Here is a 22,939-nt window from a genome sequence, read left to right as displayed (position 1 = left end):
TGTGCATGGGTGTTCATGAAAACGCAAAGCTAATGGAGCCTCGGGGCGTCGCCTCGCGCAGACAACCATGTCTTAAGCGCTGTCGTCGCTGTCGCTATCGGCGTCGCTAGCCTTCTTGCTCAGTGAAGTATTGAAGCTGCTTTGCGCGCCCCCGGCCATCGACGCCGACATACTCATCGTCATCGATTGCAGCGCTTGACTTAGCGCCGCGTCCATTGCGCCCGAACCTGAGTTGCCATCCAGCCCGCCCAGGCCCAGTAATGACTCGGCCCCGCCGATGAGCTTCGAGGGCGCATCGACCACATCGCCCGCAACGGACAACGCACCACTGAGAATGTCTCCGATTGACATAAATTTTCCTCGGTGTAGTTAAGGGGCCCGCTGCCTGCTCCGCCATACGCCACCGGCGCGGCTTGGGGTCACGGGTAATCTACTTTGACGCCAATCACGATCGCGAGCCGCGCTACCTGCGCAGCGGTGTGTGGAAAAACGAATTCACGTCCCGCGCCGCGTATCGGCCATCAGCCGGCTCACCGGCAGCACGTCGGCGCGCGCCCTGGTACAGGGCGTGCCGCCCGGTTGGGACCGTCTGCAGCTCGCCGGCCTCATGTTGAAGTAACGGTATCCGCCGCCCGTGGAGGAAAGCATCGTCGTATGCGAAGCCAGACGCAGTTTTCCGAATGCCCGGTCTGACATAAATAGGTGCGTATGTCACGCTCGCATGCGACATGTCCCCAGGTGAGCCTGAGCCCAAAATGAAACCTCGCGCCCCCTCCTTATTCGCTCGACTTGCGAATCGCGCGGCATCGATCATGGTGCTTGCGAGCGCCGCCGCCGGTTGCGCGAGCTCGCCCTCGGCACAACCGATCCTTCCTTCGAACGACATGCTGCCTGCGTCGCTGCGGGCGACGCCGCAAGAGATCCTGCAAGATGCGCTGAGCGCGGTCGGCGAGACGACATACGACTGCCGAAGCGATGGCAAGCGCTTGGCATGGGCTCCGACGGGCTCCGAGGCGACACTGGTCGATCAGGCACGGCGCAGTGTCGGCACGGTCGCGCCCGGACGCTATTTCATCGCCTACGATGGCAGCCAATTCGTCGGCTCGGTGGCCGGCGAGGAGATCGTTACCGCACGCGCCTTGACGTGGGAACGCCTCGTCGCGCGCGATGATGCCGGCGCGTCGAGAAATCGTGGGCGTTTCGCAATGGTCACCTCGGTGCAGCGCGTGCTGACCTCGGGTGGCCTGCCGCCTGTCGCCACCTGTATCGAGCAAGGACAATCGCTGCTCGTGCCGTACACTGCGACGTACCTTTTCTATCGTGCGGCTAAAGCCGCGGCTGCAGATACGACGTCGATGTCGATGTCGATGTTGTTGGCAGCCCCTTGACGCTCATCGCGCCATGGCAGCGGCCAGCTCGGCGCCCATCTGCGCGAAGCGCGCCCGTTCGCCACTCGCAAACGCCAAACAGTGCGCCCGCAGCGCGGGCCAGCTCTGCGCATCGTCAAACAGCCGCGCCAGCGCCTTCTCATCACCGTCGGCATCGGTACACGCGGCATACCATCCGTCTAGTCCGGCTTCCATCAGCAACCGTTCCACGCGCTCATCCAACGTCAGCCCGAACACCGGCACGCCGCGCGCGATCGCCAGCACCGCCGCGTGATATCGCGTCGTAATCACGCACGTGGCGTGCCCGACGACGCCGGCCACATCCTCCAGCGTCGCGACGCCGCGCGCGACGATCGGCAGATCGAAGTCCAGCCGCGCCGCGATATCGGCGCACGCGGGACGGTCGAGCTGCTCCATCGCGACCAGTACCGGCGAGAAGCCTCGGGCGCGCAATTGCACCGCGATCCGTGCGAAGCGCATGACGTACTCGCGGTACGCGAACGCGCGCTGCTTGTCCCACGTGTGGAAATAAGATCCGGCATAGCGAGGCGGCGTTCCTATGTCCTCGACCGAGTCCGCGTCGGCCGGCACACCGCGCGCCGTCACCGGCCACCAGAACGGATTGGTTGGGCATAACGCCGCGACCTTTGCACCGAGCGCCGCAACGCGTGCCGTGCGCCGCGGCTCATACGTCCACGCGCAATCCGCGCCGGACTGCGCGGCAATACCGAGCGCGGCCAGATCGCACCTCGCTGCGTCGTTCCGGCAGAGGATGTCGACGCCGTCCGCAGTCTGCCGAGCAAATCGAGTGAGTGCGTCAGTCATCTTGCCGCTATCCACCCCGTACGCGAAAGCGCGCCCTCCATGCGCGACCGCAAGCGCGGCTCCGCCGATCAGGATGCCCGCGAGCGCGTCTGAAAACTTCGAGGTGTACGTCGACCCCTCAACGTTGACCACGAGGTCATACCCCGGCATCGCGTAGTCGAGCGCATCGGGTATGTAAGGCGCGTGCAGTGGCATTTTGCGAGCGGCCGCCAACACGGGATGATCGAACAGGCCGCCGAGCGCGAATAGTTCAATGTCCAGGCGGCGCGGCGCAAACACATTGTGCAATTGGCGAATCGTTTCGATCGTACGCAGATCCGCTCCGGTGTTGCCCGCGCCCGCATAACTGAGCAACAGCACACGCAAGGGCCCATCCGGCCTCGCGCCTGGCGACGGGTTGGCGAATCCTTCGCGACGCGAGCGCTCGCGTGCGGATTCAATGCGCGCCAGCATATCGGAAAGAAACACGGCCTCGGGTTGATCCGCACGCTCGTAGCGTTGCAACGCTGCAAGCGAAGCGGCGGATCGCTCGTCGGCGAGCTCGGATATCGGTGCGCTCATCGCATTTGCGCACGTAGCGTGCTAGCGAGCAAACCCAACTGTTCGACAGCCGAATGCGCAGGCACATCGACTTCGACGATCGTGACGCCCGCATGTGCGCGGCCCGCTTCAAGGGCTTGCTTCAGCGATAACCGATCCTTCGCGTGTGCATAGTTCAGTCCGAAGCCACGCGCCAGCGCGCCAAAATCAATGCGATACGGATTCCGGATTGCCCGCTCGAAGCCCGGCGCGGTCGATACGGGCAGAAAATCGAAGATTGCCCCGCCACGATTGTGCATCACGCAAACGCAGGCAGGCGTGGTCAGTCGCTGTGCGCTGCACAAGGCAGGCAAATCGTGCAAAAAGGCCTGGTCGCCAATGACGAGCAACCCGATGTCGCCGCGCCCGAGCACTTCGCCGCAAAAAGTCGACAAGGTGCCGTCGATTCCGGATACGCCACGACTGACGTAGCACGCCTGCGCATCTTCGCGATTGTCGTAGAGGATATCGGCGTGCCGCACCGGCAGGGAGTTGCCCATGTGTACGAACGCGAAGCCGCGCGTCGCGAAAATTTCCTGGGCTGCCACTACCTCTCCCCAAGGTAGGGCCTGCACTACCGTGTGTCGAATCGAGCGCCCGCGCTCGGCAAGCGACGCCCAGGTGTCGCGCCACTCGCGAGTCACGCACCCCGCTACAACCGCATCGCGGCGGGCCCCGGTCACATGCTCGATCAGCGCATCGCCAAGCGCGGCAAGATCGTTCGCGGACGGCGCGACGAGCACGTCGCGCGGATCGAGCGTCGGATGGAGATAGTCGCGCTCGCAAGCGCCACGCGCAATCTTGATTGTCGGCGCCGGATGCGCGCTCAGATACGCAAGCACCGGTGGCGAGACAGGCGCAAGACCCAGGCGGATGATCAATTCGGGCGGCCATTGCCCCAGCGGCGAACCCTGGGCCACGACATCGAAGCCATTGATGACCGGGGCGTCGTCGTGCGGGCGATCGGCCAGGCCTGCGCGTACCCCGCTCGCCGCATCGGCAAGAATGGGAAACCCGCTCGTGCGCGCTAGTTCGAGAATCGCGCCAGGCGCAACTGCGGGGTCCGGGCCGGCGACAATCAAGCCGCGCAGTAACCCTTTGCCGCCAGAGGAACGCGCGAGCACGCGCGCGACGATCTGCCTAGGCGTCTCACCGACACCCTGATTGCGCCGCCCCTGCGGATCCCAGCGCATCGGCTGCGCGCCAGGCAACGCTGCGGCCTCGCGCGTCGGCACGCTCACGGGCGAAGGTTCGCTCGAATCGAACAGACCCTCGAGCGGCAGGTTGACGTGGACCGGCCCGTTGACGCACGCTGCCACCGTGCGCGCCACCTCGTCTCTCAACCTCGCAATCGCCGCGGGGTCGTCAATCGGATCGGGCAAGTCGATCTGGCTGCGCACGAACGCCCGACACGCCCCGATGTGATCGCACATCTGGCCGAACCCCGCGCCACGCAGATGGCGCGGCCGATCGCAACTCAGCACCACGAGTGGGATATTGCATGCGTCGGCCTCGATCAGCGCCGGAACAAGGTTGCCGACGGCGGAGCCCGACGTGGTGACGATCGCGACCGGTTCCCCGGTCGCTTTCGCCATCCCCAGCGCAATGAACGCACCGCTGCGTTCGTCGACAGCGTTCACGCGCTGAACCATGCGCGCGTCGGCATCGAACAGGATGCACATCAGCGATGCCCGCGCTCCACCGGAAAGCACCACGCGCCTGACACCGAACTCACACACCGCGTTGACGATGCAGCGCAACCAGACCTCGTTCAACGACAGCGGCGTCGCCTCCGCGCAGTCGTCACCGCAGTCGTCACCTTCACTGCGCAACACCGCAGCGGACTCGCTCATGAACCCACCTCCACATCCGGACGCCCGGCGACGCGCTGCAAGACATCGGACACATCGGCATCGGCCGCGGCCGACTCGTTCGCGATCAGGCGCTCCATGATCCATCGCGCGCGGATTGCGCCGGCATCGATCGACAGCATCACCGGGTGCATGGCCCAGAAGTCGCGCGTCCCGATGGCCCGCTGTTGGGCCTCGAGCATCGGGAGATCCTCGTCGCGGAACGGCGCCATCAAGCCCTCGACCGAAGTTTGGACAAGCGCCGCGCCGGCCTCGCCCATTTCGCGCGGCAGGCCGAATGCAAAGAAGTAGTGCGTGCTAGCCTCCGTTTCAGGCGTCAGCCAATGCGCCGATATCCCAACGCGCGTCGCGTCGAGCGGCGCATCCGTTTCGCGCACGCGAACAATGATGGTCAACAGACCCGGCGGCTCCCAGCGCACATCCAGCCCGCGGTCGGCCCGCTTGCCCGGCGCCACGCTGAACGCTTGGGCAACGAACGGCTGGAGCAACTCCGCGCTCGTTTCGCGGCACACCCACACCTTGTCGCCATCGTCGGCGTGTCGCAGCGTGCCGCGAGCCATGGCGTCACTGCCCAGCGTATTCGGATGCAAGTACTGAAAGTGGCTCAAGTCGAGGAGGTTATCGGCGCTCAATTGATAATTCGCCTGCGTCAGCAGATAGCCTTCGCTCGTGAAGTAATGGTCTGGATCGAGAAAAGCGAAATCTCGTAGGGGCGCCTTATCGGCGAGTTCGGGGTTCCCTGGCCAAATCCATACCGCCCCATAGCGCTCGCGCGTGGGGTATCGCCGTACGGCCGCGGCAGAAGGGAGCCTGCCGTCGCCATGCGGATTGAACACGCAATTGCCCGTCGATCCAAAGCGCAACCCGTGATACGGGCATTCGAGCGCACCGTCGAGAACGCGCCCACGCGACAACGGAGCAAAGCGATGCGGGCAGCGGTCGTCGAGTGCGACCACTGCGTCGTGCTCGTCGCGGTAGAGCACGACCGGCCGATTCAGCAGTGTGCGAGAAAACGGCGAGCCGGCCGTGACCTCCTTGCTGAAAGCGGCCACATACCAAGCATTGTGAAGAAACGCCATACGAGTGGACTCCGCGTCAATTGCCGCGCCAATCGAGAAATGTGCAGCGGCATATCCGTGGCGTCCATGATAAGGAGGCGCCGTAGCAATACGTTCAACAATTCTCAGATTGGGTTTCCTCCGGAAACCGTAAATCCGTTTACATTCACCTCGCTCACAATTCGACGAAAAAGCTAACAATAAGCTAACCGAAATAAATACTCGCTTTGGCGTGTCATGGAAAAACTTTACCGATTTCATACAACGGTCGGAATGCTACAAAGAGTTACAAACATGATATATGCGGCGCCTCTACTATTCGGTCGTTCGCTCCGAACTCGATCGCCGGGTTGCCATTCTCTTCGCGTGCGAGTGCGTCTGGCGATCGGATTCACTCGGAGGAAAAATGATGCTCGCAGTAATGACCCAAGACACCGCCTTGTTCAACTTGATCTGCCAGTGCCTTGAAGCCGAGGACACCCAGTGCAGCCGGTTCGACGACCATGTCGCGCTTGCGCGCGCGGTGTATCGCGAGGATTACGGTGCAATCCTCGTCGACGCGGCCGCGGGCATCGATCCCATGCTTCCGGTTCTTGCTCGGCGTGCCTGCTATGCGGACCGTCGCGCGCCGCTTATCGTGGTGGGCGCGCCTGACGACCGAAGCAGCATCACGCAATTGGTCGACGCGGGCGCCGACGACGTCGTGCTGTCTCCCATCGATCCACGCGAACTGGCATTGCGCGTGCATATCGCGTTGCGGCGCTTTCAGCCTGCGCAGCCCGGCGATGCGGACGACTGCCTCGAATACGGTGCATATCGACTGGACCGGCGCACATGCACCGTATCCGTGGAAGGTGAGCCCATCCGACTCACAACACGTGAGTTCGCGATTGCGTGGCTGCTGTTTTCGCGTCCCGGGCAGTACGCAAGCCGCCGCCACATCGCAGGGGCGGTATGGAGCAGTTCGGAAGATATCGTGGGACGTACGCTGGAGCAGCACATCTACAAGTTGCGCAAGAAGCTCAATCTGAGCGGCCAGCACGGCATCCATCTGCGCACGATGTATGCCCATGGCTATCGCGTCGAAATGGACGGAGTCAAAGGCGTGAATCCGGAAATCTCGTCGGTGGCGCTCGCGCAAGGCAATGTTTCGCCGCTCGCGGCGCGCCCGGAAAAAGCCGAGCGCGCGCTACATCACGCAGCATGTGCGGAAATCCACCCCGCGGACAGCGAGACCGCGCGCAACGCGCCATCATGGCCCGATCCCGCAGCGGCAGCCGTACGCGCCGCATGCAGTGCCGGTACGGCAAAGGCCATATGTCACCTATGGCCGGAAGTCTCGCGTTCGCAGTACCGGCGCGATAGTTGATCGGGCGTTGCCGCGCTCGGACTCAGAACTCGATGATGCGCGGCGACAACAGGACCAGGCGCTCCATGTGGCTGTGCTGGTCGTTGCGCGTGCGAAACAGCGCGCCGATGAGCGGGATCTTCGACAACCCCGGTACACCGGTCTCGCCGTTAGTCGCGCTATCGAGCCGGTAACCGCCGATCAAGAGACTCTCGCCCTGCCCCACGAACGCTTCGGTATTGATCGTGCTCGTCGTGATGATGGGGATGTTATCGACGCTCTGACCGGTCAGCGAGCCATCTTCGACGTGGACGTTGAGCTTGATCTGCATGCGCCCGTCCTCCTCGACGACGAGCGGCAGCACGCGAAGCGAGACGCCCGTCGACACACTGTACAGATCGGCGGCCGTATAGCCCGACACGCGCACGAAGAAGCGCGTCTGGTGGTCCATCACGGCCTCGACATTGTTCAGCGTCGCGACTTTCGGACTGGCATCGACCCGCGCCAGGTTGCTCTGCTGTAGTGCATCGATACGCGCTAACAGATAGCGGCCCGCATTGCCGAGTACTGCCGTGAGGGAGGCGCCCACGGGCGTCGTATCGATGACGGTCGTCCCGTCGGCCAGTGTCTGCGTGCCGAACGTCGGCTGAATATTGCCGTTGTAGCCGTTCTGCTGAGTGTTGCCGGTGCCCGTCTGCAAATCGACGTGACTGTTATGCGCACGCCAGTCGACGCCGATCTGCTTGAGCGCGTTGTCGTCGATCTCGATGATGTGTGCTTCGATTTCGATCAACTTCGGCTTCACGTCGAGCCGGTCGACCAAGGCCTGATACTGTCCCTCGCGTTGCGGCACATCGCGAATCAGCACGGAGTTTGTGCGCGGATCGGCTTCGATCACCGGCAGCGATTGCGGTCCGCCGCCGGACATGTCGGCAGTTCCGCCGTCGCCGTCGGAGCCGTAGAGACTGCCGGAAAGACCCGATAGCATCGGCATGCCAGAGGCCGCGCTGCCGCCCGCCCCCATGCCGTTCAGCAGTCCCGACAGACCCGGCGCGGGGTTACCGTTAGGCGCCATCGCGTGCGGCAACGGGGGATTGATACTGCCGTCCAGACCGTTCCCGGACGTGCTGCCACTGACATCCTGCATCGGCTGCAGGCGCTGCATGGTCGGCGCCTGGGCGCCGCGATAGTCGAGGCCTCCGACGCCGCCAAGCCCCGCGCCACTCGTGTCTTTCGCGTGATACATGCCCGACAGTACGCTCGCGACGCCCGGCACGGTGACTGCCTTGCCGTCTATCTCGACCTTGTGATCGGCTGCCCACGCGTGATGCAGCTGAAACACGCGAATCACCGAGCCCGAGCGCTGCCCCGCATTCTGGTCGAGCCGCTTCGCAATGTCCGCCACGAGTTGCACATAAGGCGCAGGCCCGCTCACGAGCGCCGTGCTCTGGCCCGCGTCATAGACGATGGGAAAACGCGAACTGTCGAGATGCAGTTGCACAAGCGCGCTGTTCAGCTCGTCGGTGCTGGCATGGTCGAGCTTGATCACCTGACGCGTTACGCTATTGACGTCGCTGATCGACAGCACGACGCCGTCGTAGAACCAAACTAGGCCGAACGTCGATGCCAGTGTGTCCAAAAAGCGCTGCGGCGACATGTCGAAATGCCCGGTCACCGTTCCATGCACGTCGCCGGCAACCGTCGTCGGTACGCCCTGGCCGGCGGTGAAGTCGCGCAAGACGTCCTTGAGGTCTTGTCCGTCCGCCACAACGTGGACCGAATTGCTGTGCCAGCGGATCGGCGCCGCATCGGCGACTGTCCCCATACCGACCAACGAAAGGCACGCCGCCGCCCAGGCTGCGCACATGAGCCGTTTATGCTTCATTGTTTCCCCGATCGTAAAGTGGACCGCGACACCGACGCCGCGGCGTTGAAAATGAACCGGCCACAGCTCGTGCCGAGCTGCAGGCCTATCGTTCTAGCGTTTCGGAAGGTGCTTCGTGAAACAGCTTGCGATAACCGCTGACCAGCGTCGAACGGTTCTGCACGCCCCATTTGGTCGCCGCATGCAATACGTTGCGATCGCTCACGGATGGGTCGTTCAGCAGTTCTGCGCGGATGCGCTCCATGCGCTGCCGCCGAATCAATTCGGTCGGCGACACACCGAGGAAGGTTTTGAATGCGCTCTGTAACGCGCGTTCGGAAACGCCGATCTCGGCAGCGACCTCGCGCACCGACAGATCATGGCGACCTAGATTCTCTTGCAGATACCGATATGCGCGACGGTATTTCGCCGGCAGCCGCGCGCCGACATCGTCCAACTGCGGTCCGTTGCGTGCGGCGCGGTTGCCGAACGGCGAGATCGCCAACGCGTCGTCGCGCAGGCATTGCGTCGTGATCAAAGCGTAGCGGCTGTAGTACTGCATCGATTCGCGGGTGCGTTCCTGAGCCTGGCGCAACTTGGCGACGCAGTACAAGTATTCGAGCTGGCGCCGGCCGGTGGCGCCAGCGAAATCGACGCGATGCAGCGGCTCGAGCAGCATTTCGGCCAGTTGCGGCGTTTCCAAGGCGAGCGCCGCGAGCACGACCTCGAGCCGGGTCGTGTGAGCATACTCGTGCAATCCGACGCGCTGTGCCCAGTTCAGATGCGCGATCACGCCCTCCATCGCTGCACGAGAGCCGCGTGCGAGTTCGCGTAGGCGGCTCAGGTAATCGATCCGCTGGCGCAGCAGCGGCGTCCTGACGCCAGCGGCGTGCGCCTCGCAGAGGTCGGCGCTATCGCCTGGGCCGGAACTGCCCGACGCGCGTGCGTCGGACATCCCCGAGCGCCAATAAACGTGATCGCTAAGTGGCGCGCAAGCGCGTAATTCACGCTGTACCGCGAGATCGAAGCGCAGCGTCACCACGAGGTCGCGCCAGTGATCGGCGACGCTTGCGCTCGACGTTTCGACCAGCTCTGCGAGTTCGCTAAGCGCATCGGACGCATCGCCGGACCGGCCGAGCTGGTGGAGCGTGCATACGATGCCCAAGCGCGCCTCGAGTTTCTGTAACGGATCGATCTCCTTTTCGCCGATGACGCGCGCGAAACATGAGAGCGCCGTAGAGAGCCGATGACGAAAGAAAGCTTGCCAACCCGCGTTGCGGCACGACGCGGCTCGAATCGCATGGCGCGGCGAGCGAATCGCTTTCTGCGCGCGTCGATACTGTTCCTCCACTTCATCGCCGATGCCGGTCAACATCTCCAGGTCGGCTTGAAGCTGCAGCAGCCATGGCAGGTCCTCGGCACTCTGATGGCCGCCTTCGGCCCAGTGGCTCGCCTGTGCGCGGGCTGCACTCAAATTGCCCTCGCGCAGCTTGTCGAGAAATCCGTCGCGCAGGCATCGCACACTGAGTGCGGACGCCAGCGGGAAATAGAGTGCCGTGAACATCGCTCAACTCCTCGTGAAGGTGCCAACGCTCGCGATCCAACGACAGGCGCGCACGACGAGACGGCGTCCACCAAGGCATTTCGATTCGCTGAGTTAGCGGCGCGACCGCTAGTGCAATCCACAAGTTGCAACCGATCGCGTTGTCCTAATTTAGCGAAACGCGATTTGGATATCCCTCAACAAATCTGATTAAGACGGTGAAATTGAGGAGTGTTGAGCATTGCGCTTGGAGGCGATCGGTGTAAAACGCGTGATCGCCTCTGCGCGTTGCGATGCAGGCCCGTCGCTCGGCATCTCAGGGACTGCATCCAATGCTTGATGTCTTCGCGCTCACGCCCATTCTTCCACGAGGCGCTCGTGTGCCGCACGCGCATCGGCTTCGGTAGCATGCCGTAAGCTCGCGAGAGGCTGTTTCGTGTCTACGTCGAAAACAACTGTCTCGAACAACTCGGGCGCAGCGGGAGACGAGACGCTTTCATGCTGAATGCCCAGCCAGATCGTCGAAATCCAGCGGCCGTTTGGCAGCGTCGTCTTCTCGACCTGCGCGTAGCCGGCATCACCCTGCAAAGCCCGCCATGTTTCGGCGTCCGTCGGTGTGCCGTCGCGCAAATAATAAGTCTTGGTCATGATCGGCCTTTTCAGTTCAGCCCGCCGTGCCGTCGGTCGCAGCGATCGAAGCCGGGGGAATAAGCTGTTCCAATTTTCTTACATCATAGCTCTTCAGCTTCTTGGCCAGATGCTGCTCGATAAACTGCAACGTCTTCCAGCCGTAGAACTCCAGATACGAAGTACCCTCCGGCCGCTGTAGTCCAGACGACATGCCGACGAAATAGATGTCGTGCGGCGTCTCGCCAACCTGCAAACGCGTGCATAGCGGGCTATCGTCAAAAACCGGGTCGTCGCCATGCACCGGCACTTTCATCTCCGGCGCCAGTTCGGGAGCAAGTTTGCTCAGAAAACTAGCGCTGTCGGATTTCATGCCCATCGCGAGAATCACGCGCCCGCTCTCGATCGACTTCACCGTGCCGTCCTTCTCTCGAACCGCAAGTGACGACCGGTTCACCCCTTCCCCCACCGGGGAGATCGTTTCGAGCCGGCCCGGCTGCACTTGCACCAGCCCTTCATCGAAATAGGGTTTGAGGCCCGAGTAGGGCCCCCACAATCCCTTATCGATATCTTCCTGATGCTTCGGTCCGATCCACACGATCTTGCGCTCACCGAGCAAATCCCGCATCGACAGGCCGGCCTTTTCCGCCACTTCCCTAATGCGCAGCAGCGGAGTCTTGGCCGAATCGCCCCAGCCGACAATCACAATGTCGCCATCCGACGCACGCACGACGTCCAGAATTTGCTTGTCGGTCGCGCCGACCGTCGCACGCAACATGTCTTCGCTGTGCATCACCGCTTGGGTCGGCAGGCCTTGTCCTCGCAAAGCCGCGAGCCGCTTGGACTGCCGGTCAATGTACCCCTTGGACGGGGGATGCTTCAGTGGAACGCTCGGCTTGCCGAGCCCAGTCGCATCGAGGACTTGATTGGTCAACACGTGAAACGTCTCGCCCGAGGACTTGTCTCGCATCGTAATCCGATACCGCCCCTCTTTGTCTTTCACTTCTTCGATACCCGTGACGACCGTGTTGACGAGAACCGGCGTACCCTTCCTGGCCGCGGCGTACAAGCCAATCGTCGCGGCGTCTCCAATATCCCCGGCAGTCGGAAAGCCCTCGACAGGATTCAGATCCTCGACCTGGATGGGACTGCCGTGCAACGGGTTGAGCGAACGCATCGGATCGGAAAACGCCGCATGGCTGCGGCCGGCATAGCCGTCGCGCGTTTCGCTGTTGAGCAAGTGGGCGCGCACCGAACCGAAGTTGCCGTCGCCGCCGCCCGACGCGTCGACCACCAGATTGCACGCGCCTAACCCAAGCTCGTGCGTGTGATTGGCAATCGTCTGTCCTTGCGGTCCGCCGCCGATCGTGACTTGCGGAACGAAAACTTCGCGCTCGGTCAAACGCGTCCTGGTCCATTCCGATCGCCCCCGCAGATCGGCCTTGACTGCTTTCAACAGGGTCTGGCGCATGCTTGGTGACGCCGCGAGCATCAGCAACTCCAGCCGCAACAGCCTGTCTTCGGGGCTGCTCATGCCCTTCGCGAGCGCCTCGGCCGAATAGTGACGCAATCTCGCGCCCACCTCACCGCTCAGTTCCGGATTCTCGAGCACGCTACTGCGAAGCGCCCCGACGGCACTGTCCGGTAAGGGCGATTCGAGCGCCAGAACCCGCTTTACCTCTTCATAGCCAGAGACTTCGTACCCGAGCTTGGCGAGCTCAGCGCTGAAGATGTCGAGCAAGCCCCCGGCTGCACCCTCGGAGGAAACGCTTGCGGCTAGACCATCGCCGCCACGGTCCTGCGCGGAATGCGCCTGGCGCTCTGCACGAGTCGACCGGCGTCGACTGACCGTTTTACCGAATAGGTTGCGTAAGCCCCCTAACAACGTTGTAGATTCCGTTTGATGTGTGGCTTGGCCGGACACGGAATCGTCGACGGCCCCGGCGGAAGCGTCCGCACGACCCGCCCCCCTTCCCGGAAACATGACCCGCCCCCCTGCGGAAAATAAATGATTGTGCTTTGACGCGCGCATCGAGCCCCCTGTCTCCAAAATACGAAAACCCCCGATATCTGCCAAAGGCTCAACGCGAGCGCCGCTTCGACATTACTGGAATGGCATAACGCTTACGATGCCACGCGCCGGTTTTCCAGCGCGGAGGTTTCGCGAAGAGGTGCATGGGGCACCGAAGGAACGGACTCGTCAGGCTGTCGTCATTTCTTGGCGGCGTTGGACATCGATTTCAATTGCGCGCCAAGTCCCGTCAATACCAGTTGATCTCTCACCTGGTTGATAAAAATGCCGATAAAGAGCGCTAGCATCAGCACCGTCACAGCGCCTTTGACCGGTTGAGCCAAGCTGATCAGATCCAGCTTCTCCGCGGACTTCGACACAAAGCCGAACGCGAGATCGACCAACACCAAGATGAACAACATCGGCGCCGCAAGTTTCGCCGTGGTCTCCATCAGGGTATCGGTCTGGCGCAACACGAAGCTCTCGAGAACGTTGGCGGCCATCGGCGTACTCGACGTGAGCGGCCACCATTGATAGGACTCGTACAGCACGCCGAGCAGAAACGTCATTCCTCCAAGCGCCCAAAACGCCACACCGGCCACCTGTGCCAGTAAGGTACCGGTAGGAGTCGAATGGTCCTGATGCAAGGGATTCGTGATTTGCGCATTGTTATACCCGGTCAGATCGTCGACATAGATTCCAGCCGCCTCCGCCACCCAGAACACGGTCGAGGCAGAGAAACCAAGCACCAGTCCGATCACCACCTCTCTGACGACGATTTCCACCAGCGCCACGGCTGACAGCGATGTCATCAACGAAGCGCTCTGTCCATATGCGATGAATGAACTGAACAGCAAAACAACGCCGTTGCGCACGACGCCCTGCAGGAAGCTGTCCGACGTGGGGGGAAAGATGAACAGCATCACGTAGAGCCGCACCGAACATAGCCCCAGCACCGTGAAGGCCTGCGTCAGTGTGATGCCGAGCTGGGAGAGCGTCGTCAGGGCGTCGTTCATCTTCGGTTCGTGGTTCGTGATTCGTATCTCGCGTGATGCGGGGGATTACACCGTAAAGCGCATCCGCGCGAGCACGGCCTCTTCCGCTTCTTCGTCTGCGACGTCATTTGCGGCGTTGGCCTGCGCGCGCCCGATATCCTCGATGCGCTCCTTGCAGACGTCGATACGTCCACGATTGCTCGCGATTGCATGTATCGTCGCGGCGACCTCATGCTCTTTGGCTCGCAAGGTCTGTTCCGACGCGGCCAGTTCGCTTTCGCACACGCGTAACCGCTGCTCGACGAGTTCCGTATATCGCATGCTGGCGTTCAGGTCCGCCAGCGAAAACGCCTCGTCGCCGCACATCATGCGAGCGATGCGATCACGGCATGCCTGCAGCAGCTCGCTCTCCGTACGCACGGCTTCGCGCTTGGCGTCACGCTCCGCTTCGAGCCGAGCCTGTTCGTCGCGCTGGGTCGCTAGCCTCGCACGCAACGTTTCCTCCAGTCGAGTGCGGCGCTCCACGGTTCTGGTTAGGGCGGCGGCGCGCCGGTCGCGGGCGGGCATCGTTACCGGCTTCGGCTGCCGGCCAACGCGAATAGCCGCGCCTCGGTATCGCCCGGCGCGGCCAATTCGCCGGTAGCCTGAGAGAAAAAAGTGCGAATCGCATCGATCTTGCCCACCGCCTCATCGGCAACCGCATCGCCGCCCGGCTTGTACTCGCCAATCTGCAACAGCATTTCGACTTCCCGATGTTTGGCAAGCAATTCGCGCACACGTGCGGCGGCGCGCATATGGTCGGGCGATGTCACCTGCGGCATCACACGGGAAAGACTCGCGAGCACGTCGATTGCCGGGTACTGATTCTTTGCCGCGATCTCGCGCGACAGGATCATGTGACCGTCGAGAATCCCGCGCACCTCTTCCGCAATCGGATCGCTGCCTGAATCGTCTTCGGCAAGCACCGTGTAGAGCGCCGTGATCGAACCGCGCGATCCCATGCCCGCTCGTTCGAGCAAGCGCGGCAGCTCAGCGAAGATGGACGGCGGAAAACCGCGCCGCGCCGGCGGCTCGCCGGCCGCGAGCCCGATCTCACGTTGGGCGCGGGCAAAACGCGTCAACGAATCCATCATCAGTAGCACCCGCTTGCCCTGGTCGCGAAAGTGCTCTGCGATCGCGGTGGCGACATAGGCGGCCTTGGCGCGCTCGATCGACGATCGGTCGGATGTCGCGCACACCACGACGGAGCGCTCCATGCCTCGGTCACCGAGAATCAGCTCCACGAACTCGCGCACTTCTCGGCCGCGTTCGCCGATCAGCGCAATCACCGTCACGTCGCAGGGCGTGCCGCGCGCAAACATCCCCAACAACGTGCTTTTACCGACACCGGCGGGAGCGAAAATACCCATGCGCTGCCCTTCCGCCAACGTCATCATGCCGTCCACCACGCGCACGCCGGTCGGTAGCGGCGCATCAATCAACTGGCGGCTCATCGGATCGGGCGAGCTAGCGAAAATGGGCCGCTCCTCGTGCACCTCGATCGGCCCCTTGCCGTCGATCGGTTGGCCTAGCGCATCGATCACCCTGCCAAGCAGCGCCTCGCCTACGGGCACCGACAACGGCCGCCCGAGCCCAATTACCTGCGTGGAACGGGAAATATCGGCAAGCCGCGCAAAAGGCGACAGCAACGCGACATCGCGCGTGAAGCCAATCACCTCTGCATGCTGCAGTAATGCGCCATTGGCCGAACGCAGCTCGCATAGTTCGCCCAGCGTCACGTCGAGTCCGCCGACTTTCACCAGCGTGCCGATGACTTCCAACACTTTGCCGCTGCGCGCGACGTTACTGGCCGAAAGAATCTCGCGTTCGATCGCATCGGCTAAGTCTTCCACATCGGGCATTCGCCGCAGGCCCGGTTCCGCGATGAATGCGGCGGCGTCAATATGGGGCGTGTTCATCCGTTTTTCCGATCGTCGTCAGTCCGCCGCGGTACCGGGCAGCGTAAGACATGTCGTTCAAGTCACGTAACGAATGCTTCAGGGCGCGCGCCACCGCGGAGCGCATCGCACGCAATTGCGTCGCCAGGCTCGCATCGACGGAGCCAAAATCCGATTCGCAAATGCAACTGCCCGCTTCAAGCCGCTTGTCGGCCACGACCGAGAGCGGGAATGGGCGACCCAGTTCGCGCCAACGGACCGAAAGCCGCTCAAATGCGATGCAGGCTTTGTCGTAATCGACCGGACTCACGGCCACACGCAAATAGGTTGCGCCTTCGACGATGCGGTCGATCGTCGTCAACGCGCGTTCGAACAGCATTTCCGATTGCTGCACTCGGACGATCTGTTCGACCGCGAGCGTGACGATCTCGGCCAGGCGCTCGCGTAACTTCAGTTGAATCTGCCGCTGCTCGTCGCCGGCGTCGGCGAGACGATCCAGCCAATCCGCCAAAGCCTGCTTCTCGCCTTCTTGATAGCCGCGTTGGGCCGCAGAGTCGTACTCCCGGTGCGCCTGGTCAACGATCGTTTGCGCTTCGGCGTGCGCGGCGCGGATAATCTCCTGCGCCTCCTCGCGCGCCTGTGCCAGCAGTGCGTCGCGATCCGCGGCAAGTTGCGCGTAAGCTTGGTCGATCTCAATCAGCGCACCAAATGCGTCGCGCGGAATCACATCCGCATACGCCCCCACCTGCGCATCGGGCAACGCTCGATCCGATCTCAGCCAAATAGCCATGCCCACTCCGAAATCAGTTCCGGCAGCCGCGCGAGCAGGCGCACCGTGCCGCCGGCGTCGAGTTCGCGGGCGCTGCCATGGAGCCACGACGGCGCCCGCAAATCACGCGGCAGCGCCAGGCACAGCAGCGAAAAGGGCGTGACGCCGCCGAGCGTATCGCGCATGATCAGCGCGCAGCCCTCGGACGCAAGCGTTTGCGCATCGAGCGAATGCAACGCAGGCAGCGGAGCGCCGGCGCTCAAGCGTGTCGTACCCGGTGCGTTCAGCGCGCCCGGCGTTCCTTCGGTGAGCCGGTCAATCGGCATGCCGATCCATTCCGAAAGCTGCAAGCGACTGCGCTTATCGATCAAGCGCCGTACCTCGGCACGACGTAGCGCCAGCGCGCGCATCCGCAAAACACGCAGCCCCCATTCCGGCGGCAAGGCATCGAGTACGGCCAGGTTCGGGGCTCCCAACGCGTCGAACAAAGGAGGCTGCACACCTGCCGTGCGCACAAGCGCGAGCGAGACGGCATCGACCTGCGCGCGGCCCGCACTCGCCAGTGCGACGCGCAACGGTTCCAGTTCATCGACAGCGACACCGAGCGCCGCCGCCAACCACGACGGATGCGCCCAGCGCGCCGCGTCGCGCGCATTGTGTTCGTATGCGGCAAAAGCGGCAGCCATCCGCGCAAATGGGAATGAAGTGGGCGCGCCCATCAAGTCGCCGACGAAGACTTGCCGTTCTGAATGCGCGCAAGCAGCGCTTTAAGCTTCGAGCGAAGGGCGTCTTTTGGCTCCTTTGCCGAGATGCCCCTTTTTGTCCATACGAACAGGCCCGCGGCGCAGAGAAGGAACACCAATGCTGCGATGACAATCACGCGCAACGGCGGCGACGTTTGCGGCGACTTGGACACCTCGAGCGGATCCGCCGGCACCGAGGTCACGCTCACGGCTTCGTAGGTGAGCCCTTCGACGCTATGCATGACAAGCGTCTTGATTTGCGGCAGAAGCGCGTTCACATCGGAATCGGGACGGTACTTGATGAACACCGAGGCCGACGAAGGCTTGATTTGCTGCGCGAGCGGATCGTTGTTCGGCAGCACGATCTGCACGCGCGCAACCACCACACCGTCGATTTTCGACAAGGTTGCCGACAGCTCCTGCTCCAGGCCGTAAATAAATCTGACGCGCTCCTCGGTGGGCGTGGACACAAGACCGTCTTTCTTGAACAGCATGCCGAGATCGTCGTACTTGCTGTGCGGCAACCCACGCGCACGCAGCACTTGCATCGCACGCAGGATTTGGCCTTGATCGACTTCGAGCGCCCAGGTCTTGCCGTTATCGGATGTCGTCTTCGACGCGTCGACACCCTGCTCCAGCAGCGCGACGACCATCTCGTTGGCGTCCTGTTCCGACAGGTTGCCGTACAGTTCCTTGTTACATCCAGCCAACGCTGCGAGCAGAATGAACATCACGCACAGCGAGCCGGCCCGCACCGCATCGGCGACCCTGCCCGTCTTCGTTTCCGGCATGGTCTATTGATTCTTCATCAAGGTGTCGAGCGATGATCTCGACGAATTCATGACACCCATCTTCGCTTGCATATCGAGTTGCGTACCGGCGATTTCCAGTATCACCTTCGTGCCGGCCGCGGTCATCTCTTGCATCGACATGCCCCCCGCGTTTTGGGTCAGCGATAGGGCGTCGTTGACCGATTGCTGCAACTGCGCATCCTGCGACGCCGCCAGCTTCGCCACCACATTCATGTCGCTGCTGGTGTCGTGAGGCGCTTCCATGCGCGGGTTTTGCATCATAGACTTGAACTTGTCTCCCAGTTGCTGCGTGGACGGATCGGTCGCCGGCTGCGTGGTTGCCTGTAATGCAGCCTTCACCTGCTCTGGGGTAATGACGACGCTCATGATCGACCTCCCGAATAAGCAATACGACCAAGATCAAATACGCAGATAGTTCTGCTGCTGCGGCAAATCGGCCCGAACCGCTCCGGACGCCTCGCCCGCCGACGTATTCGGCTCGGCGGCTTCGACTTGCGGTTCGTCGTTCAACGCCGCAATCGACTGTGGCAACTCGAACTTCCCGCCATTGCGATGCACGCGGACGGCCGCTCGCAGATCCTCGCGCGCTTCCAGCACACGCACGAGTTGCAGTGTGTCGCGACTCGGATCTTGTTCAAGGGCCTGAGTCGCATTGAGCCGCCAACTCGGATCGCCCTTGACGGCTAGACAGAATGCGAGCAGCGCTTTGGCGTAAGAGAATTGCGGCGCGTTGGCGATCACCCAGGAAAAGACCCGGATCGCATCGTCCCATCGTCCGTTCAGCATGTGCAAAAGGGCGGTAAACGCCTCTAGCTCAGCCAGCTTTGGGCGCAGTACGCGCACCGCGTCGAGCACCAATTCGATGTCGAATGGGTCGCCTTCCACGGCCGGAAATTTGCTGGTAAGCGCCACGGAGACGGTTTCGATCAAACCACTGACAATGTCCTGACTGCAGTCCAGATAATCGGGCGATGTGACGCTCATGGCGCGAGGCTCCTGCAAGGTGGATGTCGGCGGGAGAAGGCGCCCAGCGGAACGCGGCCCCTCCGACTCCGGTTATCGATGACCTGCTAACAATACTCAGTCCGCCCGCCGCCTCCGAGGTCTCGACACGAAGCAAGTGCCACCGGCGCGAAGTGCGCGTCCGCCTCGGCCCCGTCCGAGGCGGACGGCGGAACCTTTAGCGTGCCCACCGCCCGCTTCGCGTCTTCGGGTCTGCGTACTCGACTTCGCCGCGACAGCGGCTGCTTCGCATCCTACGGGGTGCGCCAGGTACGTTATCGCTACCTTCGGTCATGGATCCGCGTTGCGCGAAGCCGTTCGCGGTGCGTACCGCGCCACATGACGCAAGCTGCCGGGATACCCGATGAGTGAAGAAAAAACCGAAGAGCCCACAGAAAAGCGGCTTCGGGACGCACGCGAAGACGGAGAAGTATCGAAAAGCACCGATCTGACCGATGCCGTCACGATGTCTGGCGCTATCGCAACGCTGATGCTTGCCTCGGGCGCGTTCGCTGGCGCGCTGCGCACCATCGTCGCCACGGCGCTCCAATTCGTATCGGGCGATCACTCGCTTGCTCAGTTGTTTTCCAAGACGGTCAGCCTCGGCGCGCAGGCATTGATCGTCATTGTGCCGTGCGCCGCGGCCGCGGCCGCGGCCGCGATCGCCGCCTTGATTCCGCAGATTGGCTTTCAGGTCAGCATGAAGCCGGTGGTGCCGGACCTAGCCAATGCCAGCCCGATTTCCGGCATCAAGCAGATCTTTTCCTCGCGCACGCTGATCGAGCTGGCGAAGATGACGGTCAAAGCGATCGTCATCGGCTTCACGATGTGGCTGACGATCAAATGGATGTTGCCGCTCGTCGTCGGGTCGCTATACCAGCCGCTGCCGCAGTTGTCGAAGATGTTCTGGGACATGCTCATCAAGCTGTGTTGTATCGCAGCGGCGATTTTCGCTGTGATCGGGGCCGTCGATGTGAAGATCCAGCATGCCTTGTTCATGCGCAAGCTGCGCATGTCGAAGGACGAGGTCAAGCGCGAATACAAGGAGCAGGAAGGCGACCCGTTGATCAAAGGCGAGCGCCGAAAGCTGGCACGCCAATTCGCAACGGAGGATCCCCCTCGGCTGCGCGTCGGCTTCGCCAATGCGCTCATCGTCAATCCAACGCACTACGCTGTCGCGATCCGCTATGCCCCCGACGAGCACCCCCTACCGCTCGTGACGGCGAAGGGTATGGACGAGACCGCCGCGCAATTGCGGCGCTTCGCACAAGATGCGGAAGTACCGATCATCGGTAATCCCCCGGTGGCCCGCGCGCTCTACAAGGTCGCCATCGACGAGCCGATTCCCGAGGAATTGTTCGAAACGGTCGCGGCCATCCTGCGTTGGGTCGAATCGATCGGCGCCAAAGGGCGCTTGCGTGCGGCGAAAAACGCCTCCCCACGCGGCATGCACGACGCCGCACCTTGAGAGAATCGAGATGATCAAGTCACTGAAGATACCCGCGTTCGGGGAAGTCGGCATCGCGCTGCTCGTCGTGGCGATCATCTCGCTGATGATCCTACCGCTGCCGCCGGCCGTGATCGACGTGTTGCTCGCGCTCAATATCATGATCAGCGTCACGTTGTTGATGATCACCATGTACGTACCAAACGTCGTTTCGTTGTCGGTGTTCCCGTCTCTGCTGCTGTTCACCACCCTCTATCGCTTATCGCTCAACATCGCTTCGACCAAGTCGATCCTGCTGCATGCGGACGCAGGCCACATCATCGAGAGCTTTGGCGAACTCGTAGTGGGCGGCAATCTCGTGGTCGGGCTCGTCGTATTCGTGATCATCACCACGGTGCAATTCATCGTGATCGCGAAAGGCTCCGAACGGGTCGCGGAGGTCGGCGCACGCTTCACGCTCGATGCGTTGCCCGGCAAGCAGATGAGTATCGATGCCGATCTACGCTCGAACTTGCTCACGCCCGAAGAAGCGCGCCGCAAACGCGCGAAGCTCGCTATCGAAAGCCAGTTGCATGGCGGCATGGACGGTGCGATGAAATTCGTCAAAGGGGACGCGATTGCCGGCCTCATCATCACGGCCATCAACATCGTGGCCGGTATCGCGGTCGGCGTCGCGTATCACGACATGTCTGCGGGCGATGCGGCCAACCGGTTTTCCATCCTTTCGGTCGGCGATGCGATGGTGTCGCAAATTCCGTCTTTGCTGCTGTCCGTCGCGGCCGGCGTGATGATCACACGGGTGGGAGACGAAGGCGAATCCAAGCCGCTATCGCTAGGCGACGAGATCGGCCGCCAACTCACCACCAGCGCACGCGCACTTTACTTTGCAAGCCTGCTGCTGCTAGGTTTCGCGGCGGTACCCGGCTTCCCGAGTGCGCTTTTCCTGCTGTTGGCCAGCACCTTGGCATTTTGCGGCTATCGTCTCGGCAAGCGCGAACCTGAAGCCTCGACGCATGCAAGCGAGGCGGTCACTGCCATGCAGCGGGCGGGCTCGAAGGTCGATGTCCCTGCCATCCTGACGCGCGCGCCGCAGTTCGCTTGTCCGATCGGCGTACGAATCTCCCCGGATCTCGTGGGGCGTCTTTCGCCTTCGGCGCTGGACAAATCGTTCGGCGCCGAGCGCGCACGCTTGCAGGAATATCTCGGGCTGCCGTTTCCAGGCATCACGATCTGGACCAGCGACGCCTTGCCGCCTTCGACGTGCGAACTGCTGATGCACGACGTGCCCTATTGCACGATCGAAATGCCGCCGGGGAAAGTGATGCTTCCAGAGCCAAATTCATTGGCCGCCGACGAAACGCTCCGAGCTGAAATCGCGGCGCTGACCGCGCGTTGCGACCCGCGCGGCGGGCTCGACGGCGGCCCTGGCCCAACCTATTGGATCGACGAGAAATCGGTGCCGTCCAAAGTGCCGGCATGGCGTGCGGAACAAGTGATCGCTCACGCGTCGGTCGCGATGCTGCGCCGGCACGCATCGCTGTTTCTGGGCATTCAGGAAGTGCAATGGATCCTCGATCAACAGAATGCCGAATACCCTGGGCTGGTCACCGAGGTGCAAAAGGTGCTGCCGCCGCAGCGCATCGCCGACGTGCTGCGGCGCCTGCTCGAAGAGCAGATTCCGATCCGCAACATCCGGAACATCATGGAAAGCTTGATCGTCTGGGGCGCCAAGGAAAAAGATATGTTGATGTTGACCGAGTACGTGCGCGCCGATATCGCGCGGTTCCTCGCGCACCGTGCTACCGGCGGCACCCGGCAGTTGCCCGCCGTCTTGCTGGATCTGCCCGTCGAACAGCACATTCGCCAGAGCATCAAGCAGACGCCGGCCGGCAACTTCCTCGCATTGCCTCCCGACGAAGCAAATTACCTGGTCGATCAGATTCAGTCGTTTGCCGGTGAAACGCCGCGCGAAGGGGTCGCGCTCGTCACTTCGATGGATATTCGCCGTTACGTGAGGCGGATGATCGAAGCACGGCTTGGCTGGCTGTCGGTCTACTCCTACCAGGAACTCGGCGAGCACGTGCAGTTGCAGCCGCTCGGCCGCGTAACCATCTGACCCG

At 62.5% G+C, this 22,939-nt stretch carries 21 protein-coding genes; 5 read left to right on the top strand and 16 right to left on the bottom strand.

Annotated elements, in window-relative coordinates; genetic code table 11:
• Positions 1-72: 72 nt before the first annotated feature.
• Positions 73-351 carry a hypothetical protein gene (locus AC3WOG_RS01220; RefSeq protein ID WP_492576268.1) on the bottom strand — a complete coding sequence of 93 codons (279 nt, stop codon included), beginning with the start codon at positions 349-351 and terminating at the stop codon, positions 73-75.
• A 130-nt stretch (positions 352-481) separates the two neighbouring features.
• Here AC3WOG_RS01220 and AC3WOG_RS01215 point away from each other — a divergent pair, with 130 nt between their 5' ends.
• Both AC3WOG_RS01215 and AC3WOG_RS01210 read left to right on the top strand, forming a co-directional pair.
• Positions 482-619: a hypothetical protein gene (locus AC3WOG_RS01215; protein WP_492576267.1), complete on the top strand. Its 138-nt coding sequence runs from the start codon at positions 482-484 to the stop codon at positions 617-619.
• 136 nt (positions 620-755) lie between these two features.
• Positions 756-1,388: a DUF3455 domain-containing protein gene (locus AC3WOG_RS01210; RefSeq protein WP_492576266.1), complete on the top strand. Its 633-nt coding sequence runs from the start codon at positions 756-758 to the stop codon at positions 1,386-1,388.
• Between the two features lie 3 nt (positions 1,389-1,391).
• On the opposite strand, the gene AC3WOG_RS01205 is transcribed toward AC3WOG_RS01210, so the two are convergent.
• The 3 genes from AC3WOG_RS01205 to AC3WOG_RS01195 are packed head-to-tail and all read right to left on the bottom strand — an operon-like array spanning position 1,392 to position 5,742.
• Positions 1,392-2,774, bottom strand: coding sequence for a polysaccharide pyruvyl transferase family protein (locus tag AC3WOG_RS01205; RefSeq protein WP_492576265.1), 1,383 nt, complete (start codon positions 2,772-2,774; stop codon positions 1,392-1,394).
• Positions 2,771-4,645: a 2-succinyl-5-enolpyruvyl-6-hydroxy-3-cyclohexene-1-carboxylic-acid synthase gene (menD, locus tag AC3WOG_RS01200; RefSeq protein ID WP_492576264.1), complete on the bottom strand. Its 1,875-nt coding sequence runs from the start codon at positions 4,643-4,645 to the stop codon at positions 2,771-2,773. Before menD ends, AC3WOG_RS01205 begins: the two co-directional genes overlap by 4 nt.
• Positions 4,642-5,742: an aromatic ring-hydroxylating dioxygenase subunit alpha gene (locus tag AC3WOG_RS01195; protein WP_492576263.1), complete on the bottom strand. Its 1,101-nt coding sequence runs from the start codon at positions 5,740-5,742 to the stop codon at positions 4,642-4,644. Before AC3WOG_RS01195 ends, menD begins: the two co-directional genes overlap by 4 nt.
• Before the next feature lie 385 nt (positions 5,743-6,127).
• Between AC3WOG_RS01195 and AC3WOG_RS01190 the strand changes: the two genes are divergently transcribed.
• A complete protein-coding gene (locus AC3WOG_RS01190; protein ID WP_492576262.1) occupies positions 6,128-7,090 on the top strand; it encodes a response regulator transcription factor in 963 nt (320 codons plus the stop codon).
• A 22-nt stretch (positions 7,091-7,112) separates the two neighbouring features.
• Here the strand turns inward: AC3WOG_RS01190 and sctC are convergent, their stop codons facing one another.
• The 12 genes from sctC to AC3WOG_RS01130 form a co-directional block, all read right to left on the bottom strand.
• Positions 7,113-8,954 carry a type III secretion system outer membrane ring subunit SctC gene (gene sctC, locus AC3WOG_RS01185; RefSeq protein WP_492576261.1) on the bottom strand — a complete coding sequence of 614 codons (1,842 nt, stop codon included), beginning with the start codon at positions 8,952-8,954 and terminating at the stop codon, positions 7,113-7,115.
• Positions 8,955-9,039: 85 nt separating this feature from the next.
• Complete coding sequence (locus AC3WOG_RS01180) at positions 9,040-10,497, bottom strand: helix-turn-helix transcriptional regulator (RefSeq protein WP_492576260.1); 1,458 nt, start codon at positions 10,495-10,497, stop codon at positions 9,040-9,042.
• A 330-nt stretch (positions 10,498-10,827) separates the two neighbouring features.
• Complete coding sequence (locus tag AC3WOG_RS01175) at positions 10,828-11,124, bottom strand: hypothetical protein (protein WP_492576259.1); 297 nt, start codon at positions 11,122-11,124, stop codon at positions 10,828-10,830.
• Between the two features lie 16 nt (positions 11,125-11,140).
• Positions 11,141-13,135 (bottom strand): hypothetical protein, encoded by a 1,995-nt coding sequence (locus AC3WOG_RS01170; RefSeq protein ID WP_492576258.1) that lies wholly within the window; start codon positions 13,133-13,135, stop codon positions 11,141-11,143.
• A 179-nt stretch (positions 13,136-13,314) separates the two neighbouring features.
• Positions 13,315-14,130, bottom strand: a complete 816-nt coding sequence (gene sctT, locus AC3WOG_RS01165) for a type III secretion system export apparatus subunit SctT (protein ID WP_492576257.1) — start codon at positions 14,128-14,130, stop codon at positions 13,315-13,317.
• 45 nt (positions 14,131-14,175) lie between these two features.
• Complete coding sequence (locus AC3WOG_RS01160; RefSeq protein WP_492576256.1) at positions 14,176-14,676, bottom strand: type III secretion protein SctO; 501 nt, start codon at positions 14,674-14,676, stop codon at positions 14,176-14,178.
• A gap of 2 nt (positions 14,677-14,678) precedes the next feature.
• On the bottom strand, positions 14,679-16,010 hold the full coding sequence (sctN, locus tag AC3WOG_RS01155) for a type III secretion system ATPase SctN (protein WP_492579684.1): 1,332 nt from the start codon (positions 16,008-16,010) through the stop codon (positions 14,679-14,681).
• 37 nt (positions 16,011-16,047) lie between these two features.
• Entirely contained in the window at positions 16,048-16,836 is a 789-nt protein-coding gene (gene sctL / locus AC3WOG_RS01150) for a type III secretion system stator protein SctL (RefSeq protein ID WP_492576255.1), read from the bottom strand.
• Positions 16,821-17,534, bottom strand: a complete 714-nt coding sequence (locus AC3WOG_RS01145) for a type III secretion protein HrpB4 (protein ID WP_492576254.1) — start codon at positions 17,532-17,534, stop codon at positions 16,821-16,823. The genes sctL and AC3WOG_RS01145 overlap by 16 nt, the downstream gene beginning before the upstream one ends.
• A complete protein-coding gene (sctJ, locus tag AC3WOG_RS01140; RefSeq protein ID WP_492579683.1) occupies positions 17,534-18,289 on the bottom strand; it encodes a type III secretion system inner membrane ring lipoprotein SctJ in 756 nt (251 codons plus the stop codon). Before sctJ ends, AC3WOG_RS01145 begins: the two co-directional genes overlap by 1 nt.
• 63 nt (positions 18,290-18,352) lie before the next feature.
• Positions 18,353-18,736, bottom strand: coding sequence for a type III secretion protein HrpB2 (locus tag AC3WOG_RS01135; RefSeq protein ID WP_492576253.1), 384 nt, complete (start codon positions 18,734-18,736; stop codon positions 18,353-18,355).
• Positions 18,737-18,769: 33 nt separating this feature from the next.
• On the bottom strand, positions 18,770-19,354 hold the full coding sequence (locus AC3WOG_RS01130) for an HrpB1 family type III secretion system apparatus protein (protein ID WP_492576252.1): 585 nt from the start codon (positions 19,352-19,354) through the stop codon (positions 18,770-18,772).
• 382 nt (positions 19,355-19,736) lie between these two features.
• On the opposite strand from AC3WOG_RS01130, the gene sctU reads away from it, so the two are divergent.
• The gene (gene sctU, locus AC3WOG_RS01125; protein ID WP_492576251.1) at positions 19,737-20,840 is read left to right on the top strand and encodes a type III secretion system export apparatus subunit SctU; all 1,104 of its coding nucleotides are present in this window, start codon (positions 19,737-19,739) and stop codon (positions 20,838-20,840) included.
• 10 nt (positions 20,841-20,850) lie between these two features.
• Positions 20,851-22,935, top strand: a complete 2,085-nt coding sequence (sctV, locus tag AC3WOG_RS01120; RefSeq protein WP_492576250.1) for a type III secretion system export apparatus subunit SctV — start codon at positions 20,851-20,853, stop codon at positions 22,933-22,935.
• Positions 22,936-22,939: the final 4 nt, after the last annotated feature.

It is taken from the genome of Paraburkholderia sp. FW306-02-B (assembly GCF_058782725.1).
This window is presented reverse-complemented; position numbering and strand designations above follow the sequence as displayed.